Origin of the sequence: Flavobacterium cheonanense (assembly GCF_039539185.1) — a bacterium.
In the GTDB taxonomy this organism is placed as follows: domain Bacteria; phylum Bacteroidota; class Bacteroidia; order Flavobacteriales; family Flavobacteriaceae; genus Flavobacterium; species Flavobacterium cheonanense.
The window spans coordinates 306,398-331,368 of record NZ_BAABCT010000002.1; the positions used below are offsets into that span (position 1 = coordinate 306,398).

The 24,971-nt window shown below is 31.2% G+C and carries 21 protein-coding genes; 13 read left to right on the forward strand and 8 right to left on the reverse strand.

What is annotated here, in order from left to right:
• Positions 1 to 15: 15 nt before the first annotated feature.
• The 5 genes from ABD766_RS04860 to fbp all read right to left on the reverse strand — a co-directional run bounded on the left by ABD766_RS04860 (position 16) and on the right by fbp (position 4,287).
• Entirely contained in the window at positions 16 to 1,533 is a 1,518-nt protein-coding gene (locus ABD766_RS04860; protein WP_344815620.1) for a hybrid sensor histidine kinase/response regulator, read from the reverse strand.
• Positions 1,526 to 2,020 (reverse strand): Rab family GTPase, encoded by a 495-nt coding sequence (locus tag ABD766_RS04865; RefSeq protein ID WP_344815621.1) that lies wholly within the window; start codon positions 2,018 to 2,020, stop codon positions 1,526 to 1,528. Before ABD766_RS04865 ends, ABD766_RS04860 begins: the two co-directional genes overlap by 8 nt.
• On the reverse strand, positions 2,013 to 2,804 hold the full coding sequence (locus tag ABD766_RS04870; protein WP_344815623.1) for a cell envelope biogenesis protein OmpA: 792 nt from the start codon (positions 2,802 to 2,804) through the stop codon (positions 2,013 to 2,015). Before ABD766_RS04870 ends, ABD766_RS04865 begins: the two co-directional genes overlap by 8 nt.
• A gap of 9 nt (positions 2,805 to 2,813) precedes the next feature.
• A complete protein-coding gene (locus ABD766_RS04875) occupies positions 2,814 to 3,176 on the reverse strand; it encodes a fructose 1,6-bisphosphatase (protein ID WP_298116569.1) in 363 nt (120 codons plus the stop codon).
• A 100-nt stretch (positions 3,177 to 3,276) separates the two neighbouring features.
• Positions 3,277 to 4,287, reverse strand: a complete 1,011-nt coding sequence (gene fbp, locus ABD766_RS04880; RefSeq protein ID WP_344815624.1) for a class 1 fructose-bisphosphatase — start codon at positions 4,285 to 4,287, stop codon at positions 3,277 to 3,279.
• A 135-nt stretch (positions 4,288 to 4,422) separates the two neighbouring features.
• Here fbp and ABD766_RS04885 point away from each other — a divergent pair, with 135 nt between their 5' ends.
• The 12 genes from ABD766_RS04885 to ABD766_RS04940 all read left to right on the forward strand — a co-directional run bounded on the left by ABD766_RS04885 (position 4,423) and on the right by ABD766_RS04940 (position 21,031).
• Positions 4,423 to 5,286 (forward strand): M48 family metalloprotease, encoded by an 864-nt coding sequence (locus ABD766_RS04885; protein WP_344815625.1) that lies wholly within the window; start codon positions 4,423 to 4,425, stop codon positions 5,284 to 5,286.
• A 118-nt stretch (positions 5,287 to 5,404) separates the two neighbouring features.
• On the forward strand, positions 5,405 to 5,890 hold the full coding sequence (locus tag ABD766_RS04890) for a GNAT family N-acetyltransferase (RefSeq protein WP_344815626.1): 486 nt from the start codon (positions 5,405 to 5,407) through the stop codon (positions 5,888 to 5,890).
• A gap of 92 nt (positions 5,891 to 5,982) precedes the next feature.
• Positions 5,983 to 7,236, forward strand: a complete 1,254-nt coding sequence (locus ABD766_RS04895) for an aspartate kinase (RefSeq protein ID WP_344815627.1) — start codon at positions 5,983 to 5,985, stop codon at positions 7,234 to 7,236.
• A gap of 149 nt (positions 7,237 to 7,385) precedes the next feature.
• Positions 7,386 to 10,787, forward strand: a complete 3,402-nt coding sequence (locus tag ABD766_RS04900) for a hypothetical protein (RefSeq protein ID WP_344815628.1) — start codon at positions 7,386 to 7,388, stop codon at positions 10,785 to 10,787.
• Positions 10,788 to 10,887: 100 nt separating this feature from the next.
• A complete protein-coding gene (locus ABD766_RS04905) occupies positions 10,888 to 11,544 on the forward strand; it encodes a hypothetical protein (protein WP_344815629.1) in 657 nt (218 codons plus the stop codon).
• Between the two features lie 338 nt (positions 11,545 to 11,882).
• A complete protein-coding gene (locus ABD766_RS04910) occupies positions 11,883 to 12,860 on the forward strand; it encodes a ribonucleotide-diphosphate reductase subunit beta (RefSeq protein ID WP_298306241.1) in 978 nt (325 codons plus the stop codon).
• Positions 12,861 to 13,056: 196 nt separating this feature from the next.
• Entirely contained in the window at positions 13,057 to 15,507 is a 2,451-nt protein-coding gene (locus ABD766_RS04915) for a ribonucleoside-diphosphate reductase subunit alpha (protein ID WP_344815630.1), read from the forward strand.
• Between the two features lie 123 nt (positions 15,508 to 15,630).
• A complete protein-coding gene (locus tag ABD766_RS04920; RefSeq protein ID WP_298304754.1) occupies positions 15,631 to 15,849 on the forward strand; it encodes a hypothetical protein in 219 nt (72 codons plus the stop codon).
• A 5-nt stretch (positions 15,850 to 15,854) separates the two neighbouring features.
• Entirely contained in the window at positions 15,855 to 16,367 is a 513-nt protein-coding gene (locus ABD766_RS04925) for an RDD family protein (RefSeq protein ID WP_344815631.1), read from the forward strand.
• A 1-nt stretch (position 16,368) separates the two neighbouring features.
• Complete coding sequence (locus tag ABD766_RS04930) at positions 16,369 to 16,815, forward strand: GNAT family N-acetyltransferase (RefSeq protein WP_344815632.1); 447 nt, start codon at positions 16,369 to 16,371, stop codon at positions 16,813 to 16,815.
• A 23-nt stretch (positions 16,816 to 16,838) separates the two neighbouring features.
• Positions 16,839 to 18,182, forward strand: a complete 1,344-nt coding sequence (locus ABD766_RS04935; protein ID WP_344815981.1) for a deoxyguanosinetriphosphate triphosphohydrolase — start codon at positions 16,839 to 16,841, stop codon at positions 18,180 to 18,182.
• A gap of 176 nt (positions 18,183 to 18,358) precedes the next feature.
• Entirely contained in the window at positions 18,359 to 21,031 is a 2,673-nt protein-coding gene (locus tag ABD766_RS04940; RefSeq protein WP_344815633.1) for a T9SS-dependent M36 family metallopeptidase, read from the forward strand.
• Positions 21,032 to 21,084: 53 nt separating this feature from the next.
• On the opposite strand, the gene ABD766_RS04945 is transcribed toward ABD766_RS04940, so the two are convergent.
• The 3 genes from ABD766_RS04945 to ABD766_RS04955 are packed head-to-tail and all read right to left on the reverse strand — an operon-like array spanning position 21,085 to position 24,380.
• On the reverse strand, positions 21,085 to 22,035 hold the full coding sequence (locus ABD766_RS04945; RefSeq protein ID WP_344815634.1) for a DUF3078 domain-containing protein: 951 nt from the start codon (positions 22,033 to 22,035) through the stop codon (positions 21,085 to 21,087).
• A 36-nt stretch (positions 22,036 to 22,071) separates the two neighbouring features.
• Positions 22,072 to 23,853 (reverse strand): 1-deoxy-D-xylulose-5-phosphate synthase, encoded by a 1,782-nt coding sequence (locus ABD766_RS04950; RefSeq protein ID WP_344815635.1) that lies wholly within the window; start codon positions 23,851 to 23,853, stop codon positions 22,072 to 22,074.
• 35 nt (positions 23,854 to 23,888) lie between these two features.
• On the reverse strand, positions 23,889 to 24,380 hold the full coding sequence (locus tag ABD766_RS04955; RefSeq protein ID WP_344815636.1) for a hypothetical protein: 492 nt from the start codon (positions 24,378 to 24,380) through the stop codon (positions 23,889 to 23,891).
• Positions 24,381 to 24,440: 60 nt separating this feature from the next.
• On the opposite strand from ABD766_RS04955, the gene ABD766_RS04960 reads away from it, so the two are divergent.
• Positions 24,441 to 24,884, forward strand: coding sequence for a nucleoside deaminase (locus ABD766_RS04960; RefSeq protein ID WP_344815637.1), 444 nt, complete (start codon positions 24,441 to 24,443; stop codon positions 24,882 to 24,884).
• The last annotated feature ends 87 nt before the right edge of the window (positions 24,885 to 24,971 follow it).

Genomic DNA, 24,971 nt, shown 5'->3' on the forward strand with positions numbered 1-24,971 from the left:
AAAAGTCCTAATTTCTTAGGACTTTTTTAGTTTTAATACTTCATAAACCATTTCATAAATTTCTTCTTTCTTGTATGGCTTTGTAATATACCCATTAAAACCCATTGCGTCAAAAATCTCCTTTTGATTAGCGACAGGATGGCCAGAAACGCCAATAATTGGAATAGAATTAATTTCTTTTTTTATATTTTCCCTCAAAACAACTGTAGTTTGATAGCCATCCATTTGGGGCATTTCTTTATCCATAAAAATTAAATCATATGGATTTTGTTCTACCATTTCAATAGCTTGCAAACCATTATTAGCAATATTAATATTAAATCCACCATGATTTAATAACAATTTCATCAATAAAAGTTGATTAATTTCATCATCTTCTACAATAAGGACATTAAGTTTATTGATGATTTCAATGAATTCAAATGGTTTAGAACCAACTTCACTTTCTTTAATTTCTAAAGGAATTTCAATCTCAAAGGTGGTACCGACATTTAATTCTGTTTGATAATCTATTTTACCTCCCATTAATTCTAATAGATTTGAAACAATAGAAAGTCCTAAACCTGAACCATCAATTTTTTTGGAATCGTGAAGTTTTTTGAAACTTTGAAAAACTTCGCCTTTTTCATTAGCTTTTATTCCTGTTCCTGTATCGGCAACTTTTATCAAAATTGTAGCATTATTACTTTCAATTTCTTTTACAACAACCGAAAGAACAACATTGCCTTTTTTGGTAAATTTTATGGCATTATCTAGCAAATTGATAATAATTTGTACAATTCTAGTTTTATCACCAACCACTAATTTTGGCAGGTTTTTATCTTTTACAATTTGAAAATCAAGTTTTTTGGTTCTTGCTTTTGGAGCTATAATTTTTTCAATATGGTAAAGCATTTCAATAAAATCAAATGGAGCAGTTTGAAGTTTTATTTGCCCCATTTCTATTTTTGATAAATCTAAAATATCATCTACTAGCTCTTTTATATGATTTGTTGTTTCTTTCATTAATGCAATCATTTCTTTTTGAGAAGAAGTAATTTCAGATTTTTCTAACATTCCCAAAAACCATAACGAAGCGCTTATTGGTGTTTTCAAATCATGACTTACATTGGCTAAGAATTTGTTTTTAAAATTCTTCTCCGATTGTAATTGCTGGTTTTTTATTTCCGCCAAATGAAAACTAAGAACAGATTCATTTTTTTCTTGGGCAATGCTTTGAAAATTATTGTAGTGTTCTGTAAAGTCAATAAAAATTAGAAACGGATTTTCATTATTTGAACCTGAATTGAAAATGACGTCAATAGTTTTTTTAATTCCTTCATAATCAATATGAATACAGCTAAATGTAAACTCATTGTATTCTAAATCAATCAAAGAAATAATGGTCTCAAAAAAAGGATGAAAATCAGAAATCGAAGTTTGTTTCTGAATTTTATAAAGCAAATCATCGGAATGTAAAACAATTCCTTGCTTGTCTAAAACTACAATTTGAGTTTTATTATAGAGATATTTATTTCTAATTTGCTCAAACATTTTTTACCATTTTCAGTCCAATTGCTTGAAATAAATTTTCAACTTCAATTCCTTCTTTGGCACTTGCAAAATAGTCAATTGAAATGTTTTTTTGCTCTAGTAAGTTTTTAAATTCCTCAATGTCAATTAAATCTGATTTATTGGCAACAGAAACAATTTTTGAAGTTGGATAGGTTGTTTTTAAAAAATCAATCTCTTCGTTAAATCGTTCATAGGTTTGTGAACGCGTTGGATCGATAACATAAATAAATCCTGAAGTACCTAAAAGATAAGACGAACGTACTTTTTGAATATCGTCTTTTCCTTCAATATCCCAAATTACCAAAGTTAGATTTAGTTCTTCAATTTTAATTTCTTTTTTGAGTATATGAACACCAATAGTAACAATATAATTATCAGAAAAAGTGTTTTGAACAAATCGCCTCATCAAAGAAGATTTTCCAACACCAAAATGTCCTACTAAAACAACTTTTTTCGAACTATTCATGGATGAATTCTGTTAACTTAATGGTTATATGTTCTTTATCGACAGCATCTGTTTTAATATGAGAAGCAATATCGAATAATTTATTTTCTAATTTATTTTTAAAAGAAGCATCAAATCCTCCAGAAATTACAACTGCAAAATAATAGGAAGTAAAATTTTGAATATGAATTTCAAACAATTCATATTGAATTGATTCTAAGCTTTGTTGGTCTTTTTTGAAAGCATCTTCGACGAAACTTTTAATCGCGGTTAACATTCCAGCAATCATATCTTCATCAATACTTTCTTGTTTGGATGCACTTGAAATAATCAAACCTGAACCTTTTTCAATAACAAAAATTTGTTCGACAGAAGTTTGATTCATTTCGCTCAAAATGATTTCTTTTTCGGAAACTCCTGTGAAAATCGCTTTAACTTTTCGTTGCCAGGTTTTAATTGAAAAAGTAGTTTGAACCTGACTATTAATACTATCAGAAAGCACCTTAATTTCTTGCTGGATGTATTTCTTTATCATTTTACCAATGATTGGAAAAAGAGCTTCCACCACTTTATCCTGCGATTTGGTCAAAGCATCGGCAATAACTGGACCTAATTTTGTTGGAATTTCTTCCACAAAAGTGTCTATTTTTTTATCAATAATTGGGTTTACTTTTTCAGAAAGTTTTTCGTGCGTGTTAACCGTATCTTCAAGAGAATCTAATTTTTGTAAAATATTTTGCGCAAAATCTCTTTCCTCACTAAGAAGAAGTTCTTTGAGCTTAATTAATTTCTCTGAATCTGTCATAATAATGAATTAGTCCTTCATTATCTTTTCACCCATAGAAACTAGAAGCGTTCCAAGTAAATTTCTATCGACTTTTTTGTGGTTTAATTCGTCCGTTTTATCATTCATACTGTTTTCTAAATCAGTAATTCTGATGTTTAAATCGGTTGCTAAATTATCGATAGTGCTGTTCAACTCCTTACGAGTTTCAGCAATAAAGTCTTCTAATTCCTCTTTTCTTTTTTCAATGTGATTTTTAATCGCTTGAAATTCCTGATCAATTTGCTGAATATTTTCACCAAAAATCAGGTTTTTGATAGCTTCCAATCTTTGAGCAGATTCTAGTGGGTTTACTGCTGGAGCTTCTGTTTCTTTTGATTGATTTTTAGACATATAAGTAAGTAGTTTTTGTTGAAAAAAATGTTTGCAAATTTAGTAATTTTTCTTTCAACTAAGCTACTTTTCAGTATTTTATGTTTTTGTAGAATTTTTTCTACAAATTAGATGCTTTCATAAATTCTTCTGCCTTACTAACCATATTGTAACTTCCACAGAAAAAAGGAACTCTTTGGTGCAATTCTGTTGGTTGAATTTCCATAATTCTTCTGTAACCATCAATTGCTTTTCCACCTGCTTGCTCAGCAATGAAAGCCATTGGATTACATTCATAAAGCAATCTAAGTTTACCATTTGGTGCTTTTGAACTTGTTGGATAAATATAAATTCCACCTTTAATCATGTTTCGATGCATATCGGAAACTAGACTTCCAATATATCTTGAAGTATAAGGTCTATCGCCTTCTTCTAGCTGACAATATTTTATATAATCTTTCACTCCTTGAGGAAAATGCACATAATTTCCTTCATTTATCGAATAAATAGTTCCATCTTTTGGATACTGCATATTTGGATGTGAAAGATAAAAAGTTCCAATAGCAGGGTTTAAAGTAAAACCATTTACACCATGACCAGTTGTATAAACCAACATCGTTGAAGTTCCATAAATAACATATCCAGCAGCAACTTGTTGTGTTCCTGGTTGTAAAAAATCTTCACTTGTTACTGGAGTTCCAACAGGAGTTTTTCTTCTAAAAACTGAAAAAATTGTTCCAACAGAAACATTGACATCAATATTAGAAGAACCATCTAAAGGATCCATTAAAACCACATATTTATTACTATGAGAATTATCTGAACCGGCAACAGTAATGAAATCATCATTTTCTTCTGAAGCGATTCCACACACAATTTCACGATTGATTAACGTTTGAATAAAAACTTCATTGGCATAAACATCCAATTTTTGTTGGTCTTCTCCTTGAACATTTTGTTCTCCAGCAGCTCCAACAATATCAACCAATCCAGCTTTATTTACTTTGTAGTTAACAACTTTTGCTGCCAGTCGAATTGAGTTTATAATTCTTGATAATTCTCCTGAGGAATACTGAAAAGCATTTTGATTTTCAATGATAAATTCACCTAAGGTTTTGTTGCGTTCTTCCATTACGAAATCGTTGTAGTTATTTGTGCAAATATCGTTTATTTTATTAAATTTCAAATCAATTAAACGAATTAATATTACAAATTTATTATCAAACTTATTTTATCTTTGTTCTTCAATTTATTAAATTATAATACAATGAAAATCAAATCGTTTTTAGCAATTGCTTTATTAGTTATTTTGAATATTTCTAAAGCAAATGCTCAAATTAACTTGGGAGAAAAAGCTCTCGGTGCTTTGCAAAATGGAGTTGCAAGCTTTACATTTTCAAATGAAGATGCAGCAAAATTATCTAAAGAAGCTGTTAGAAAAATGGATTCAACTAATGTTGTAGCTGGACCAAAAGATGGTTATACACTTAGACTAAACAGAATTTTTGGAAAACATGCAAGCGAAAACGGATTAGCATTAAACTACAAAGTATATCTAACAAAAGAGGTAAATGCATTTGCAACTGCAGATGGTAGTGTTCGTGTTTATTCAGGTTTAATGGATATTATGGATGACAATCAATTGCTTGCAGTTATTGGTCACGAAATTGGTCACGTTGCCAATGAAGACACGAAAGATGCTATGAAAGCTACGTTAAGAAAAGCTGCTTTGATTGATGCTATTTCATCTCAATCTGATAAAGTTGCCAAACTAACAGACAGCCAATTAGGTCAAATTGGAAACGCAATGTTAGACAGCAAACACAGCAGAAAACAAGAATCTGAAGCAGATACCTATTCTTATGATTTTATGAAAAAACATGGTTATGATGTAAACGCAGTTGAATCAGCTTTTAATTTATTAGCTTCTCAAAGTGGTGGTGCATCAGCCGATTTTCTATCTAGAATGATGAGTTCACATCCTGACCCAAAAGACAGAGCTGAAACTGCTAAACAGAGAGCAATTGCTGATGGACTATACAAAGCATACGTTCAAAAACCAATAAATAATAAAGTGGTTGTAACAAAAACTACTACCAAAAAAACTACTACCAAGAAAAAGAAAAAATAAATTTTTTAGACCCCAATTTTTTTTAATTCCAAATCCCTCAATTTCCATTGGGATTTGGAATTTGTTTTTTTGTTTATTGACAAAGCAATTTGTAATTTTGGAAATTAATTTTTTTTAAATGATTATAAGAAAAGGAACTCCAAACGACATGCCATCTGTTTTAGAGTTGATAAAAGAATTAGCAATTTTCGAAAAAGAACCAGATGCCGTTGTTATAACTGTCGACGATTTAATTCGTGATGGTTTTGCAGAAAACCCTTTGTTTCATACTTTTGTAGCTGAAGTCGATGACCAAATCATCGGAATTGCACTTTATTATTACAGATATTCTACTTGGAAAGGAAAAACTATTCACCTTGAAGATTTAATTGTAAAAGAAAACAAACGCGGAACCGGAGCAGGATTTGCACTTTACAGCGAAATCATAGCCCAAGGGAAACGGGATAATGTGAGAAGAATTGAATGGAATGTTCTAGATTGGAACACACCAGCTATTGAATTTTACAAAAAAAGTGGAGCAAAAATTCTTGATGAATGGGATGTTGTTCAAATGGATGAAAAAGCTATATCAAATTTTTTAATGAATTTGAAAAGCAAAAAATAAAATAAAAATAAAATTCCAAATCCCAAAACGTATACAGTTTTAATATCAAAGTTGGAATTTGGAATTTAATAAACTTTGGAATTTAATTAATTATGAGAATATTTAAATTTGGTGGTGCATCAGTGAAAGATGCTGATGGTGTAAAAAATGTTTTTGATGTTTTACAAAAAACAGGTCATGAAGATGTCTTAATCGTAATTTCCGCAATGGGAAAAACAACCAATGCTTTGGAAATTGTAATCAAAAATTATTTTGAAAAATCTAACGAATTTCATGCTTCTTTGCAAGAAGTTAGAAAATACCACAACCAAATTTTGTTAGACTTATTTGACGATGAAGAACATGATGTATTCTTTGCTGTAAATAGTCATTTTGCCGATTTAGAATATTTCTTGAGAAGTAACAAATCGCCAAATTATAACTTTGTTTACGACCAAGTAATTAGTTTTGGTGAGATAGTTTCAACCACAATTGTTAGTTATTATTTCAATGAAAACGGATTAAAAAACAATTGGATTGATGTTAGAAACTTCATTAAAACCGATGCAACATATCGTGATGCTAATGTAGATTGGGAGCAAACTCAAAAATTAATTTCTAAAGGAATTAAGAAAAAAGCATTAAACATTACACAAGGATTTTTAGGTTCAGACGAAAATAATTTTACCACAACTTTAGGACGTGAAGGTTCTGATTATACAGCTGCAATTTTTGCTTATTGCTTGAGTGCAGAAAGTGTGACGATTTGGAAAGACGTTCCTGGAGTGATGAATGCCGACCCAAGATATTTTGAAAATGCGATTTTGTTAAATCAAATTTCGTATCGTGAAGCAATAGAATTAGCATTTTATGGAGCTTCAGTAATTCATCCAAAAACGTTGCAACCTTTACAGAAAAAAGAAATTCCGCTTTTTGTAAAATCCTTTATAAATCCAATGTTACCTGGAACTTCTGTTTCTAAAGGTGCTGATTTAGAACCAAAAGCTTCTTGTTTTATTGTAAAGAAAAACCAATTATTAATTTCACTTTCCTCCATAGATTTCTCTTTTATTATGGAAGAAAATATCAGTGAAATTTTTGCGCTTTTACATAAGTATAAAATCAAAGTAAGTTTGATTCAAAACACAGCCATCAGTTTTTCTATTTGTATTGAAGATAAATTTGGGAATTTCAATGAATTGAAAACTATTTTATCAAAGAAATTTAAAGTTTCTTACAACGAAAATGTTTCTCTTTACACCATTCGTCACTTCTCTAAAGAAGCAGCAGAAATGGTAGAAAAAGATAAAACCGTTTTAGTAAAACAAATTTCCAGAGAAACAATGCAGATTGTAACTAAAGAGTAAATTTATTACAATCCAAAAACCTATCGCAATTTTGTCATTCCGTAGGAATCACATTAGAATTAACTATAGTTTGACAAAATTGCGTTACAATTCCATCAACTTTTTCCAATAATAAATACTACTTTTGACATTTATGAGTTATCTTATTTATGTTGAAAAATAGTTTTTTATGGATGTTATTATTCTGTTTTTCGGGCATTTTTGCTCAAGAAATAGAGACGCCGTATAAAAACAAAAAAATAGCTTTTTCTAAAGACACCATCGCTATTGATAACGTTAGCATCAATAAATCATTCTTTAAAATTCTGAACAAACAAGGAATTGAAATCGACTCTTCCTATTATAAAGTAGATTTTCAAAACTCAAAATTGATTTTTAAAAACAATTACGTTTCTCAAGATTCATTGACCATTCGTTATTTAAAGTTTCCTGAATTTCTTACCAAAACCTATTCTATTTATGACGATAAACGAGTAGTTTCAAACGAAGCTGGAAATTTATACATTATAAAAAGAGACAATCTAAAAACCTTCAAACCTTTTGACGGATTAAATACTTCGGGAAGTATAACTCGTGGAATTACTGTTGGAAACAATCAAAATTCAACTGTAAATTCTAATCTTGATTTGCAAATTACAGGTAAGATTTCTAATAAAGTTTCGCTTCGAGCTTCTATTCAAGATAGTAATATTCCTTTGCAAGCTGGCGGCTATTCGCAAACCTTAGACGAATTTGACCAAATATTTATCGAATTATTTTCAGACAAATGGAGTATTCGCGCTGGAGATTTATTTCTTGAAAATAGACAATCTAAGTTTTTAAATTTTAACAAAAAAGTTCAAGGATTATCTTCAAAATTCACTTTTGGAACACCTCAAAATAAAACTGAAGTCTTTGCCTCTGGCGCTGTTGTTCGTGGTCAATATGCAAAAAGCAATTTCACTGGACAAGAAGGAAATCAAGGTCCATATAAATTGCGTGGTGCTAATGGTGAATTATTTGTACTAGTAATTTCGGGTTCAGAACGCGTTTTTGTAAATGGAATTTTATTAAAGAGAGGTGAAAACAACGATTACATAATAGATTATAATGCAGGAGAAATCATCTTTACTTCGCTGTTTCCTATCACTTCCGAAATGCGAATTGTTATTGAATACCAATATTCTGATAGAAATTTTACTCGATTTGTAACCTATGGTGGTGCAAATCATCAAACAAAAAAATGGTCTATCGGCGGATTTTTATATTCTGAAAATGATGTAAAAAACCAACCATTGCAACAAAATTTATCTGGCGAACAAGTTGAAGTTCTCAAAAATGCTGGAGATGATTCTAATTTAATGACCGCTCCATCAGCTTACGAAGATTCTTATTCTGAAAATAAAGTTTTGTATGAAAAAGTCATTATTGGTGGTGTTGAAGTTTTTCAATATTCAAATGATGCAAATGATACCTTATATAATGTACGCTTTTCATTGGTTGGAAATAATTTAGGAAATTACGTTTTAGCTAACAACAATGCTGTTGGAAAAATCTACGAATATGTTGCTCCAATTGCCGGAATTCCTCAAGGAAATTACGAACCAATAACACGATTAATTGCTCCAACAAAAATTCAAATTGCGACAATTTTAGGGAGTTATAATCCAAATGAAAAAACTGCAATTGATTTTGAACTCGGAGTTAGCAACAACGATTTGAATCTTTATTCAACCATTGACGACAATAACAACAGAGGAATTGCAGCAAAAATCAATGGAAAACAGAGGCTTTATTCAGGAAAATATAATCTTGATGCTTTTGCTAATTATCAGTTAGTGCAACAAAATTTCAAGACTATCGAACGATTATTCAATATAGAATTCAATCGTGATTGGAATTTAACAACCATTTCCGGTAATCAAAGTTTGTTGGTTTCAGGTTTAAATTTTGATTTTAAAACCAAAGGATTTGCTAAATATCAATTAGAAAAACTAGATTTTACCAATAATTTTTCAGGAACACGACATATTGTTCAAGGAAGTTTCAAACATAAAAAATTAGTTGTTCAGCAAAATTCTAGTTTCATGAAAAGTACTGGAACCATTTCAAATACTGACTTTGTCCGAAATCAAACTAGAGCAAAACTACATTTTAAAAAAAATTGGATTGGCGGAAGCTTTAATCTTGAAGACAATCAGGAACAATTGGTTGCCACAAATCAATTCACCACTTTAAGTCAACGTTTTTCTGAATATGGAGCGTTTATTGGTCGTGGTGATAGTACAAAAGTTTACGCTGAAATTGGTTATTTGAATCGAAAAAACGATAGTTTGCAATTAGGAATTTTGCAAAGAGTAAATACTTCTGATTCCTATTATTTGAAATCAAAATTAATTCAAAATAAGAAAACTAACTTATCGCTTTTTGTAAATTATCGAAGATTAAAATATACCGATGCAACGATTCCAACAGAACCATCATTAAATTCTAGATTGCTTTACAATGACAATTTTTTCAATCAGTTAATTCAAACCACAGTTGCCTACGAAACTGCTTCAGGAACCATTGCTCAACAGGAATTCACTTATTTAGAAGTCAATCCTGGACAAGGAGTTTACATGTGGAATGATTACAACAACAACGGAATTCAAGAGCTACAAGAGTTTGAAATAGCTGCTTTTCCTGATCAAGCCAAGTATGTTCGTATTTTTCTTCCAAATCAAATTTTTGTAAAAACACATCAAAATAAATTTTCACAATCGGTAACTTTAAGTCCTTCTAAATGGATTAACAATAAAGGTTTCAAGAAACTACTCTCCTATTTTTATAACCAAACTTCATTCTCATTAGACAGAAAAATTCAACGCGATACTGATAATTTTAATCTAAATCCATTTTCAACAAGCGAAGATAATTTACTTGGACTCAACACCAATTTTAGAAATAGTTTGTTTTACAATCGAGGCAAGCAACGTCACTCATTAACATACACTCATTTAAATGGAAGAGTAAAAACGTTGTTGTCTATCGGTTCGCAAGAAAATACAACACAATCCAATCAGTTGCAATACGCACATTTGGTGAAAAAAAGTTGGTTATTTAATTTAGATTCTTCTGTTTCAAACTCCGAGAGTATTTCAGATAATTATGCCACACGAAACTTTGAATTGAATTCTTATGCTGTAGAACCCAAAATCTCCTATTTATTTTCGAACAATAAAAGTTTGTCGCTGTTTTATGAATACAAAAACAAAGAAAACATTATAAACTTACTCGAATCTTTAAAACAGCAACGCTTCGGAATTTCGTTTAATTATTCAAGCGACAATAAATTTACAGCCAATGGAGAATTCTCGCTTTATAACAATGAGTTCATTGGAAACGCACTTTCACCTGTTGCTTTTCAAATGCTTGAAGGATTACAACCTGGTAAAAACAGTACTTGGCGCTTACTTTTACAGAAAAATCTAACACAATATTTGGACATTAACATTAACTATCAAGGACGAAAATCTGATACTAGCAATGCTATACATACAGGAAATGTTCAATTGAGAGCATTCTTTTAGTGTAAACATAGTTCTACATCAAAAAAATAATATTGGAATAATTATTGTTAATAATAAATTCGTTAATTTTAAACTTTAATAACCTAATTTCGAATTCACAATGAAAAAACTAATTTTATTATGCTTAGTGTTTGTATTTTCAAACATGACTTTTGCACAAGACGTAAAAGAAAAAGCATCAAAAGCAAAATCAAAAACTGAAAAGGCAGTAGCTGCTAAAAAAGAAAAAGCTGACAAATTAAAAGAAGAGAAAGCTAAAGCTAAGAAAGAGGCTGAGAAGGCAGCTAAAAAAACAGAAAAAGATGCTAAAGCAAAAACTTCTAAAGCTAAAAAAGAAGTAGAAGAAAAAGCAACTAAAACTACAAATGATGCTAAAGCTAAAACTACTAAAGCTAAAAAAGAAGCAGAAGAAAAAGGTGCTAAATTGAAAAAAGACGGTACAGTTGACAAACGTTACAAAAATGCGACTGAAAAAGCCAAAGAAACTAAAGCATCAGCAACCGGAACTGCTAAAGCTGCAGAAGGAAAAGCAAAAGCAACTGCAAATAAAACGGCAGCTAAAGTTAAAAAAACGGCAGCTGAAGAAAAAGAAGACATGAAAGAAACTGCAGCTTCTAAAACTGCAGAGAAAAAAGTTGCTGATAAAGTAACTGGAAAATATAAAGGTAAAAAAGTTTTCACTGGACCAAGAGGTGGAAAATATTACATCAATAAAAACGGTAACAAAACCTATATTGATGCTGAGCAAGAAGAGTAAATCTTTCTATTCTTAGAAAATTTAAAAATGTAACTTTCTACCTATCGAAAGTTGCATTTTTTGTTTAATTTTTTACTTAAAATTTCCTTTCAAAAACATTACGAAAACTTATCGTAAAAATTCATAAATCCCTTATTTTTAGGGATTTTTTCATTTTTTGACGTTTGTAAACTATTGTTAAACAAATAGTTATGAAAAAGTGAAAATTAGTAGTATTCCTACACATTGTTAAAAACTAAAGCCGATTGTCAATAACTTTGACTTTCTTTTTCGTTTAAAATTATCAATCTTTGTAACAGTTGAAATAAGTTAAAAAAACCTTAATAAAAACCATAATTATGTCTTTCGTAGAACCAATCCTTCAAGAAAATAAAGATCGCTTTGTAATTTTCCCAATTAAGCATCAAGATATTTGGGAATGGTATAAAAAACAAGAAGCTTGCATTTGGACAGCAGAAGAAATTGACTTACACACCGATTTGAACGATTGGAATAATAAGCTGAATGCTGATGAAAAATACTTCATCAAACACATTCTTGCGTTCTTCGCTGCATCTGATGGAATTGTAAACGAAAACCTTGCAGAAAACTTTGTAAGTGAAGTACAATATCCTGAAGCTAAATTTTTCTACGGATTTCAAATCATGATGGAAAACATTCATAGCGAAACTTATTCGTTATTGATAGATACCTATGTAAAAGACGAAGCAGAAAAACACGAACTTTTTCACGCAATCGAAACTTTTCCTGCCATTAAAGACAAAGCAGAATGGGCTTTAAAATGGATAGAATCAGATTCTTTTGCAGAAAGATTGATTGCTTTTGCAGCTGTAGAAGGAATTTTCTTCTCAGGTTCATTTTGTTCAATTTTCTGGTTGAAAAAACGTGGTTTAATGCCAGGTTTAACTTTTTCAAACGAATTAATTTCTCGTGACGAAGGAATGCATTGTGATTTTGCGGTGCATTTACACAACCACCATTTAGTAAATAAAGTTCCTAAAGCAAGAATCACAGAAATTTTAACTGACGCTTTAAACATCGAAAGAAAATTCATCACCGAGTCACTTCCTGTAAGTTTGATTGGAATGAACGCGACTTTGATGACACAATATTTAGAATTTGTTACTGATAGATTGTTGGTAGAATTAGGTTGCGATAGAGTTTACAACTCATCAAATCCATTCGATTTTATGGATATGATATCACTTCAAGGAAAAACAAATTTCTTTGAAAAACGTGTTGCAGAATACCAAAAAGCAGGTGTAATGAATTCTGATTCTGAAGCAAGTAAAATTAGTTTCGACGCTGATTTTTAATTATAAGTCACGGAAAAAATTAGCCACAAAGACGCCAAGGCACAAAGAAAATTAAGGATTTGTAGAGTCTATAATTATATTCTTTTAAAAAACTAAAAAAACTTTGCGACTTAGCGTCTTCGTGGCAAAACAAAAAACGAGTACAAATAACCCGAAATAGCGAAGGGATTTTCTATTTCACAAAAACTTAAAACTTATGTACGTAGTAAAAAGAGACGGCCACAAAGAGCCGGTAATGTTTGACAAAATCACCGATAGAATTAAAAAACTATGCTATGGTTTAAATGACAGAGTAGATGCTGTAAAAGTAGCCATGCGTGTAATTGAAGGATTGTATAATGGAGTAACTACGTCAGAATTAGATAATCTTGCAGCAGAAACAGCAGCGTCAATGACGATTTCGCATCCTGATTATGCTCAATTAGCAGCAAGAATCGCAATATCAAATTTACATAAAAACACTAACAAATCATTCTCAGAAACGATGAATGAAATGTATCATTATGTAAACCCAAGAACCAATCAAGAAGCGCCATTGCTTTCGGAAGAAGTTCACAAAGTAATTCAAGAAAATGCAGAATTTTTAAATTCTCACATTATATATAACCGTGATTTTAACTACGATTATTTTGGTTTCAAAACCTTAGAACGTTCGTATTTATTGAAAATCAATGGTAAAATTGTTGAAAGACCACAACACATGTTGATGCGTGTTTCTGTTGGAATTCACTTAAACGAACTTGAATCTGTAATTGAAACTTACGATTTAATGTCGAAAAAATTCTTTACGCACGCAACACCAACATTGTTCAACGCAGGAACTCCAAAACCTCAAATGTCATCTTGTTTCTTATTAACAATGAAAGATGATAGTATTGATGGAATTTACGATACGTTGAAACAAACGGCAAAAATTTCACAATCTGCAGGTGGAATTGGATTAGCGATTCATAATGTTCGTGCAACCGGTTCTTACATTCGTGGCACAAATGGAACTTCAAATGGAATTGTTCCGATGTTGAGGGTTTTCAATGATACTGCTCGTTATGTTGATCAAGGTGGTGGAAAACGTAAAGGAAGTTTTGCAATTTACTTAGAAACTTGGCATGCCGATATTTTTGATTTCTTGGATTTGAAAAAAAATACAGGAAAAGAAGAAATGCGTGCAAGAGATTTATTCTTCGCCATGTGGACATCAGATTTGTTCATGAAACGTGTAGAAGCAGATTCAACTTGGACTTTAATGTGTCCAAACGAATGTCCAGGATTAGACAATGTTTATGGTGACGAATTTGAAGCATTATATACTTCGTACGAAGCACAAGGAAAAGGAAGAAAAACAGTAAAAGCACGTGAACTTTGGGAAAAAATCCTAGAATCACAAATTGAAACTGGAACACCATATATGTTATATAAAGATGCAGCGAACAGAAAATCGAACCAAAAGAATTTGGGAACTATTCGTTCGTCTAACTTGTGTACTGAAATCATGGAATACACTTCTGCAGATGAAGTTGCAGTTTGTAACTTGGCTTCTATTTCATTACCAATGTTTGTTGAAAACGGAAAATTCAATCACGAATTACTTTTCAATGTAACTAAACGAGTAACAAGAAACTTAAATAAAGTAATCGACAGAAATTACTATCCTGTAAAAGAAGCTGAAAATTCTAACATGCGTCATCGTCCTGTTGGTCTTGGTGTTCAAGGTTTGGCAGATGCTTTTATTATGTTGAGAATGCCTTTTACAAGTGACGAAGCAAAACAATTGAATCAAGAAATTTTCGAAACATTATACTTTGCAGCAGTAACTGCTTCTATGGAATTGGCTAAACAAGAAGGACCTTATTCTTCTTATGAAGGTTCGCCGATTTCTAAAGGTGAATTCCAACATAATTTATGGAATATTAAAGACGAAGAACTTTCTGGAAGATGGGATTGGGCAGGTTTGAGAAAAGAAGTTTTAGCAAATGGTGTTAGAAATTCATTGTTAGTAGCGCCAATGCCAACGGCTTCAACATCTCAAATTCTTGGAAACAACGAAGCTTTTGAACCTTACACTTCTAATATTTATACAAGAAGAGTACTTTCTGGAGAATTCATTGTGGTAAATAAACATTTACTAAACGATTTAGTAGAAAGAGGATTGTGGAACGAAACCTTGAAGCAAGAAATTATGCGTCACAATGGTTCGGTTCAAAATATCGAATCAGTACCACAAGATTTGAAAGAACTTTACAAAACGGTTTGGGAAATGTCTATGAAAGACATCATCGATATGAGTCGTCAAAGAGGTTACTTTATTGACCAATCGCAATCGTTGAACTTGTTTATGCAAGATGCTAATTATGCTAAATTGACTTCGATGCATTTCTACGCATGGAAATCAGGTTTAAAAACAGGAATGTATTACTTAAGAACAAAAGCTGCGGTTGATGCCATCAAGTTTACATTAAATAATGATAAAAAAGCAGAACCAATTGAAGTTCAAGAGCAACCTGCAGCAGAAATAAAAGCTATCACAGAACCATTACAACCAATTGCAGTTCTTAACGAACCGGTAGAAATGACTGCCGAAGAATACAGAGCAATGATTGAAATGGCTAAAAATGCTGGACCAGACGACTGTGAAATGTGTGGTTCGTAATTAGAAAATAGAATAAAGAGAAAAGAATATAGAAACAGCTATCAAAAAAGATGGCTGTTTTGTTTTTTAATTATCTTTGAAATCAAATAAAAAAAATAGTAGCGATACTGAAACAAGTTCAGCATGAAAGAAAAAGGAATTTACACAGGAATTATAGAAAAAGACGAAAACGGAAACTATTTCTGTGGCGAATATTTATTAGATTATCAAATTGTTGTAAAGGATTTTAAATTGGGTGACGAAATCAATATCAAATCGGTTATTGCTAATCCGAGTGATAAAAGTTATAATCAATATCCTAAAAAATCAAGAGTATTTTTCTTAGCTAACGATAAAAAATAAAAATTATGGAATCCAAAAAAGAATTTGAAGTATCAGGAGATTTATTAGCATCATCAGGACAACGATTTATTAACTATATAATTGATTTAATTGTAGTTTATATTACAATATTTTCCATTTCTTTTGTAGTAGCTATTGTTGCCCTTTTACTTGGGGCAAATACAATTGTTGAAAAACTTCAAAGCATTACTACTTTAGAAAGCTATTTGATATTTTTCTCCATTTTTATCCCATATTATTCAGTTTTAGAAAACAAAACTTCTCGAACAATAGGAAAATATATTACTAAAACAATGGTGGTAATGGAAGATGGCTCAAAACCCGATTTTGGAACTACTTTGAGAAGAACACTTTGCAGAATAATTCCTTTCGAAGCGTTTTCTTTCATAGGAAGTTATTCTAGAGGTTGGCACGATTCAATTCCAGATACTTATGTTGTTAGAAAAGATGCATTTGAAAAAGCCTTTGAAGCACATTATTCTCTAGATGAAATAGGAAAACCGCAAGAAGAACAATAAGATGCATATTGTTCGCACAACTTCTGACAATCCAGATTTTGAAAAACTTGTAACTCAATTGGATGCCTATTTAGCAATTCTTGATGGTGAAGACCATGCCTTTTATTCGCAATTTAATAAGTCAAGTTTATTGAAAAATGCCTTGATTGTCTATGAAAATGAAATTCCAATTGCAATTGGTGCTTACAAAGAATATGATGCTGAAACTGCCGAAATGAAACGAATGTTTACATTACCTGAACATCGTGGAAAAGGAATTGCAACTAAAGTTTTAACAGAATTAGAATCTTGGGCAAAAGAAGAAAATTATAAAACTGCTTTATTAGAAACAGGTCATTTGCAAAAAGATGCTATCTATTTATATCAAAAATTAGGATATGAAGTCATTGAAAACTTTGGGCAATATCAAGGCGTTGAAACTAGCATTTGCATGAAAAAAAACATCTAAAATCAAATAACTAATATTATATGATGAACTGGGAACAACTTTTATCTTTAAAACGTCAAGGCGATAAAGGAAAACGACTACGAATAGAACAAGACGACACAAGGTTAGGTTTTGAAGTTGACTACGATAGAATTATCTTTTCATCAGCTTTTAGAAGTTTGCAAGATAAAACACAAGTCATTCCGTTATCAAAAACCGATTTCGTTCATACGCGATTGACGCACAGTTTAGAAGTTTCAGTAGTTGGTCGTTCAATAGGAAGATTAGTTGGAAAAAAAATCATTGAAAAATATCCACATTTACAAGAAATTCATGGTTATCAAGCTAATGATTTTGGAGCCATTGTTGCTGCAGCTTCCTTAGCACATGATATTGGAAATCCACCTTTTGGGCATTCAGGTGAAAAAGCTATCGGTGAATATTTTTCTATCGGAAAAGGACAAAAATACAAAGAACAACTTACCGATAAAGAATGGCAAGATTTAATCGATTTTGAAGGAAATGCTAACGGTTTTTCTGTTTTAACAAGCTCACGACCTGGAATAGAAGGAAGCATTAGATTGACTTATGCTGTTCTTGGAGCATTTATGAAATATCCTAAAGAAAGTTTGCCTAAAAAACCAACTTCCAATATTGCTGATAAAAAATATGGTTTCTTTCAAACCGATAAAGAATTTTTCAAAGAAGTGGCCGATGAATTAGGATTAATTCCAAACAAATCGGGAAATGATGTTGGTTATGAAAGACATCCTCTAGCCTATCTAGTCGAAGCCGCAGATGATATTTGTTATACTATAATTGATTTTGAAGATGGAATAAATCTCGGATTAGTTTCGGAAGATTATGCTCTAGAATATTTGATTAAATTAGTAAAAGATACTATTGACGCTAATAAATATCAAACACTCACTACAAAAGAAGACAGAATTAGCTATTTACGTGCTCTAGCCATTGGAAATCTAATTAATGATGCGGTTCGTATATTTATAGAAAATGAAGAAGCAATTCTTAAAGGTGAATTCACATATGCATTAACAGATAAAAGTAAATACAAAGCACAAATTGATGATATTATCGAATTAAGTGTAAAAAACATTTATCAAAGTCGTGAAGTAATTGAGAAAGAACTATCAGGTTATCAGATGATTAACAATTTGTTAGACAAATTCATAACGGCTTACAATAATAATTATGAGGGAAAAGCTACCAATTATGATAAGCTATTATTAAAGATTTTACCCGAAAAATATCACATTGAAAAAGAATCATTATACGAACGATTATTACATATTTGCCATTTCATTTCGATGCTAACAGATGGAAATGCAGTATTATTCAATCAAATAATAGCCTCTAACAATAGTTAAAAATTTGATTTTCAACAAAAATAATTGCTTTTATTTGAAAATAAAATTAGATTTGTTTCACAAAAAACTACAAACTTTAATTATGAAATCGCCATTAACAATTAGTTTGTGCAAGCAAACGTTCATAAATAAAGTTGAAACCATAAATGACAGCCAACAAATTAAATTTTAAATAAATGAAAAGAATTACATCACTATTGATGATTTTGTTTACAATTTTGAGTTTTTCACAAGAAAACAGAGTGAAAATTCAAAGCTATTTAGACAAAAACAAAACCAAATTTAATCTTACAACACAAGATATTAGCGATTGGACAATTGAAAGTATAGGTAATTCAGAATCAACCAAGATTGATACTTATTGGATTAAACAAAGACATCAAGGAATTGAAATCTTCAACTCTGTTTCAAACATTTGGATTAAGAATGATGAAATAATCAACTCTACTGGAGTTTTTATTTCTAATGTTGCGCAAAAAGTTAACACAACTTCACCTTCATTATCTGTATTAAATGCCCTTAACAAAGCATTTGAATCAGTTAATCAATCAAATTCAAACAATCAAATCATTGAAACTATTAGCAACAATGAATTCAAAATTTCTAATGGTAACTTAACAGAGGATCCTATTACTGCTGAACTTGTTTATCAACCAATGGGTGAAACTTTAAGATTAGCTTGGGACTTTTCGTTTTACACTCAAGATTATAAACATCTTTGGAACATGAGAATTGATGCTGTTACAGGAACTATTCTTCAGAAATACGACTTAGTTATTTCATGTAATTTTGAAAACCACAAAGGACACAAACATGGTTCTTCTGATTTTTCATTTTACAAAAATTTATTTAAAGATGAAAGTTTAGCTAATCCGCTTCAGATACAAGGTGGATCTTACAGAGTTATTCCTTTCAACTTTGAAAGTCCAAACCATACTGCAAGACAATTAGTTACAAATCCAGAAAACCCTACAGCTTCTCCAAAAGGATGGCATGATACAAATACTATTGCTTTAAACACTGCAAGTTTAAAATATACTTACACAAGAGGTAACAATACATGGGCTAGAGCAGATTTTACAAGTGTAAACCCAACATCACACAATACAAATCCGGCAAATAGTGGTTTTGCACCTGATGGTGGTGCCGCATTAAGTTTTGATTTTCCTTATCCAGGTACAACTGTAAGCGCAAATACCTACATTAGTGCAGCAACTACCAATTTATTTTACATGATAAATGTTTTACATGACGTTTGGTATCAATATGGATTTAATGAGCCTAATGGAAACTTCCAACAAACAAACTACATCAGTGGTGGAGCGGCTTCAGATGCAGTTTGGGGTGATGCACAAGACGGCTCACAAGTAGCTACACCAGCAACAAATAATGCAAATTTTTCAACTCCTGTTGATGGCTCTAGACCAAGAATGCAAATGTTCTTATGGAACTATGGTCCAAAATCATTATTTGTTCTGTCTCCATCTTCAATTGCAGGAGATTATTATTCGGCTGATAATGGTTTCGATCCTGGAAACATTCCTGTTCCCTCAGCTCCAGACTTTATACAAACAGAGGTTGCTTTATATCTAGATACTGATCCATCAACATCAATAGCTTGTACACCAGCTTCTAACGATACAGAATTAAATGGAAAAATTGTTATATTAAGAAGAGGAGATTGCACGTTTGTATCTAAAGTACTTAATGCTCAAAATGCTGGTGCTATTGCTGTAATTGTAGTAAACAATGTTCCCAATCAACTGGTTACAATGAGTGGAGCGGATATTAACGTTACAATTCCAGCTGTTTTTGTAACACAAGAAGTTGGAGAAGCTATTATTGCCGAAATGCAAAATGGTCCTGTTACAATTAAATTACAAAAACAAGCTTTCGTAAACTCTGATGGCGATTTTGATAATGGTATCATTAGTCATGAATTTGGTCATGGTATATCTAATAGGTTAGCAGGTGGTAGATTAAATTCTAGTTGTCTTCAAAATTATGACCAAATGGGAGAAGGTTGGTCAGATTGGTTTGCAATGATGATGCAAATTAAACCAGGTGATGTAGGTACTACACCAAAAGGATTAGCAACTTTCGTATTAAGTGAACCAACTACTGGTAATGGTTTAAGATCATATCCATATTCTACTGATATGTCTATAAACCCATTAACGTATGCAGATTCAAATTCTCCGATACCATCAGACCCTGCCAATACTTCATACAGATATGTAAATGGTGATTTTTGGGCAACAGTTCTTTGGGATTTAAACTGGGCTTATATTCAAAAATATGGATATGATGATAATAAATATACTGGAACAGGTGGTAATAATAAAGTAATGAGATTAGTTCTTGATGGACTTAAATTACAACCATGTAGCCCAACAGTTATTTCAGCAAGAGACGCTTTATTTGCAGCAGATCAAGCTACAACTGGAGGACAAGATTATTGCTTAATTGCCGAAGTTTTCAGAAGAAGAGGTGTTGGTTTAAATGCTTCTGCTGGAAGTAATCAAAATTGCAATGATCAAGTTGAAGATTTTACAGCTTTTGCTCCAGGTCCAAACTGTACTTTAAGCGTTGATTATTTTGAAAACAATGAATTATTCAGAATTTATCCAAATCCAACAAATGGATTACTTAATGTAAGAATCAACAACTACGTAGGAAAAGTAAATATTCAGGTTATTGATATCAATGGTAGAATAGTAACTGAATATAAAAATGAAGATTTTAATACTGAGAAATCATTAAACTTAAACAGTTTACAATCTGGAATGTACATTTTAAAAGTGAATGGTGACAATGTTAACTTCACTCAAAAAATTATTAAAAACTAAATAATAGTTATAAATAAACAAAAGGCTTTCATTAATTTGAAAGCCTTTTGTTATTAAATAAAATTATAAATTATTCCTATTCCCAACATTTGTTTTAATTGAACTTTTGGACCAACAGTTACTTGAACATTATTTATTTCCTCTTTTGCCTTAATGTCGTCATCATATATTAAATGCGCTCCAATATTAGCTCTAACATACTTATTTACAACTAAATCAAATTGCATTTGCCAATCCACTTCAATATTCCCAAACTTGTTTATATAATCTGAATATAAATTCAATCTGTTTTCAACTATTATGTTCTTAAAAACTTCTTTTTTGTAACCGCTTGAAACTAAAAAACCTAATTCTGTTCTAGATTTTTTCCCTTTATTAATCAGATTTCCATTTTCATCATAAATAGCTTTGTTTACTCCAAAAGCACCTTGATTAGCCAATTCTTGAGCTAAAACTAAAGTTGTTTTTTGAGTTAATGGGGAAATATATACATTAATCTTTTTTTCTTTATTGGAATACTCAGCTCCAATTCCAAGAAAAATATATGCCGGCGCAAAAGGTTTTGAAATAGCTTTATCAGTATTAGGATAAGAATATCCATTAGTAAACTGTGTGTTGAAATTAAACTTTGCAGAATGATACCAATTTGAAATAGTGTCATGTCTATAACCAAAAGTAGAATTTAATTGAAAAGCATCATCTGTTTTTCTTAGTTCTACACCATCTTGTTTATTTACACCATACTTAAATATCAACTCATTAACCCATCTAACATTGTCTGTAGTATATTTTCTAACAAAATTACCTTTCAATAAACCAGAAACCGAACTATTTCCTCCGGCATTCCAATTCATAAATGCTATTTGACTAATATCCAACCCTACAATATTCTTCTTTTCCCAATGAGAAATAGTATCTGGTAACTTAGTTTGAATTTTCTGAGAAAAAGTGATTTGTGTAAATAGCAAAAGTAAAACTACAGAAGATTTGAAGAAGAATCTCATGACATAAAAATTAAAAGTTGCGCAAAAATCGTAAAATCAAATAGTAGAAAAAAGCTTTTCTAAACTTTTAACGTCAATTTTACAGATTTGTTGCAACTCTTCTACTGTTCCATGTTCGATAAAATCATCAGGAATTCCGAGCGTTTTTATGGTATTTTTATAATTATTTTCAGATGCAAATTCGATAATTCCAGACCCAAATCCACCTTTAATTACGCCATCTTCAATTGTAATTATTGTATCATATGAATTGAAAATCTCATGCAACAACTTTTCGTCCAATGGTTTTACAAATCCAAAATCATAGTGAGCAATTTCATCAGCATTTGAAACTTTATCCAAAGTCAAGTCCACATTATTCCCAATAAATCCTGTTGATAAAACTGCAATTTTAGTTCCACTCTTAAGCAAATGTGCCTTCCCTATTTCAATTTTCTCAAATTTGGAATTTGGAATTTTAAATTTGGAATTTGAAAATTTTCCTCTTCCGCGAGGATAACGAATAGCAATCGGATGATGTAATCCTAAAGAAGCTGTATATAAAATATTTCGTAAATCAATTTCGTCTTTCGGAGCATAAATTATCATATTTGGAATACATCGCAAATACGCCAAATCAAAAACTCCATGATGTGTTGCGCCATCTTCTCCAACCAATCCTGCTCTATCCAAACAAAAAATTACAGGTAAATTTTGCAAAGCCACATCATGAATCACTTGGTCATAAGCACGTTGCAAAAACGTAGAATAAATGTTGCAAAAAACCACCATTCCTTGTGTTGCCATTCCAGCTGCAAGTGTCACTGCATGTTGTTCTGCAATTCCAACGTCAAAAGCTCTGTCAGGAAAAGCATCCATCATGAACTTTAAAGAACTCCCACTTGGCATTGCAGGCGTAATTCCAATAATTTTCGGATTGTTTGTAGCCAATTCGACCAAAGTCCAACCAAATACATCTTGGAATTTTGGAGGTAAATTTTCTTCCGATTTTGGATGAATTTCACCAGTAGTTTTATCAAATTTTCCTGGCGCGTGATATTTCACTTGATCTTCTTCAGCTTGTTGCAAACCTTTACCTTTGGTAGTGATTATATGAAGAAATTTTGGCCCTTTTACTTTTTTCAAACGTTCCAATTCTGAAATTAAGGCTTCAAAATCATGTCCGTCAATTGGTCCTGAATAATCAAAGTTCAAAGATTTAATCATATTATTCTGCTTCGGATTTTTTCCTTCTTTAACCGAAGTCAAATAGTTTTTCAAAGCACCAACGCTTGGATCTATTCCGATAGCATTATCATTCAAAATTACTAGCAAATTAGCATCAGTAACTCCAGCGTGATTCAATCCTTCAAATGCCATTCCGCTTGCAATTGAGGCGTCACCAATCACAGCAATATGATGTTTATTTTCACTTTTCAATTGAGAAGCAATCGCCATTCCCAAAGCAGCAGAAATCGATGTTGATGAATGTCCAACACCAAAAGTATCGTAAACACTTTCACTACGTTTAGGAAAACCAGAAATTCCACCAAGTTGACGATTGGTATGAAAAATGTCTTTTCTTTCAGTTAAAATTTTATGACCATACGCTTGATGACCAACATCCCAAACCAATAAATCATTTGGCGTATCAAAAACATAATGCAATGCAATTGTCAATTCAATCACACCAAGACTTGCGCCAAGATGACCTTCTTTTACAGAAACTACATCAATAATAAAATCACGCAACTCTTTAGCCAATTGAGGCAATTGCGATGGTTCTAATTTTTTCAAATCAGATGGATTATTGATGTTTTGAAGTAAATTTTCAGACATGTAGCAAATGTACAACATGAAAATGAAAATTTCTATTATTCAATTTTCTTTGTTTTTGTGGAATCAGTTGAAATATATATAGTATCACCTATAAGTGTTTCTTTTTCCTTTGGTGGAAGTACAATTCCAATCGTTCTCTGTGGTACTTCTTTAATTTGTTTGGTAGAGTCAACCACTGAAACTTCTCCTAATGTTTCATCATTGTGGTTTTTACAACTAAAAAGTGAGCTTCCCATCGCAATAAATAAAGCTAATAAAAATGCTTTTTGAAATGTTTTTTGTTTAATTAATACGTTTATTGGGATTTTAATATCAAACTTACTTATTTGTTCATTCCTAAATCTTCCACAAACTCGTTGATTATTATTTATTAAAAAATATTCTTGAATTTCTGTTGAAGATTTGTCAGTAAAATCGACTACACTTTTCGTACACACATCACAAAATCTTCCTTTTTCTGTAGGATTCATTAAGTTCCAATCTTCATGACATGGTTTTGGAACTGTAACTTTAAATTTATTTTCCATAATAAAATGTTGACTATACAATTATAACGAAAAATTGCATCAAAATTGTACTTTTGTTCTATGGAAAACATTTTCACCGACGAATACTTCATGAAAAAAGCTTTGCAAGAAGCCGAAACCGCTTTTGAAAAAGGTGAAATTCCTGTTGGTGCCATTATTGTAATCGATAACAAAGTCATCGCTAGAAGTCATAATCTTACCGAATTATTAAACGATGTCACGGCTCATGCCGAAATGCAATCGATAACTGCCGCTGCCAATTTCCTTGGAGGAAAATATTTAAAAGATTGTACTTTATATGTTACTCTTGAACCTTGTCAAATGTGCGCTGGTGCATTGTATTGGAGTCAAATTTCTAAAATTGTTTTTGGCTCTCGCGATGAACAACGCGGATTTCAAACTTTAGGAACAAAATTACATCCAAAAACTCAAGTAAATCAAGGTGTTTTGGCTCAAGAATGTGGTGACTTAATGAAGCGTTTTTTTGCCGAAAAAAGAAAGTAGAAAAATTCCTTTTTTTACAAGAAAAATAGTCCAAAAATTTATTTTACATTTACTACAATATTTAAAATTTATTTCTGTTATAGCATT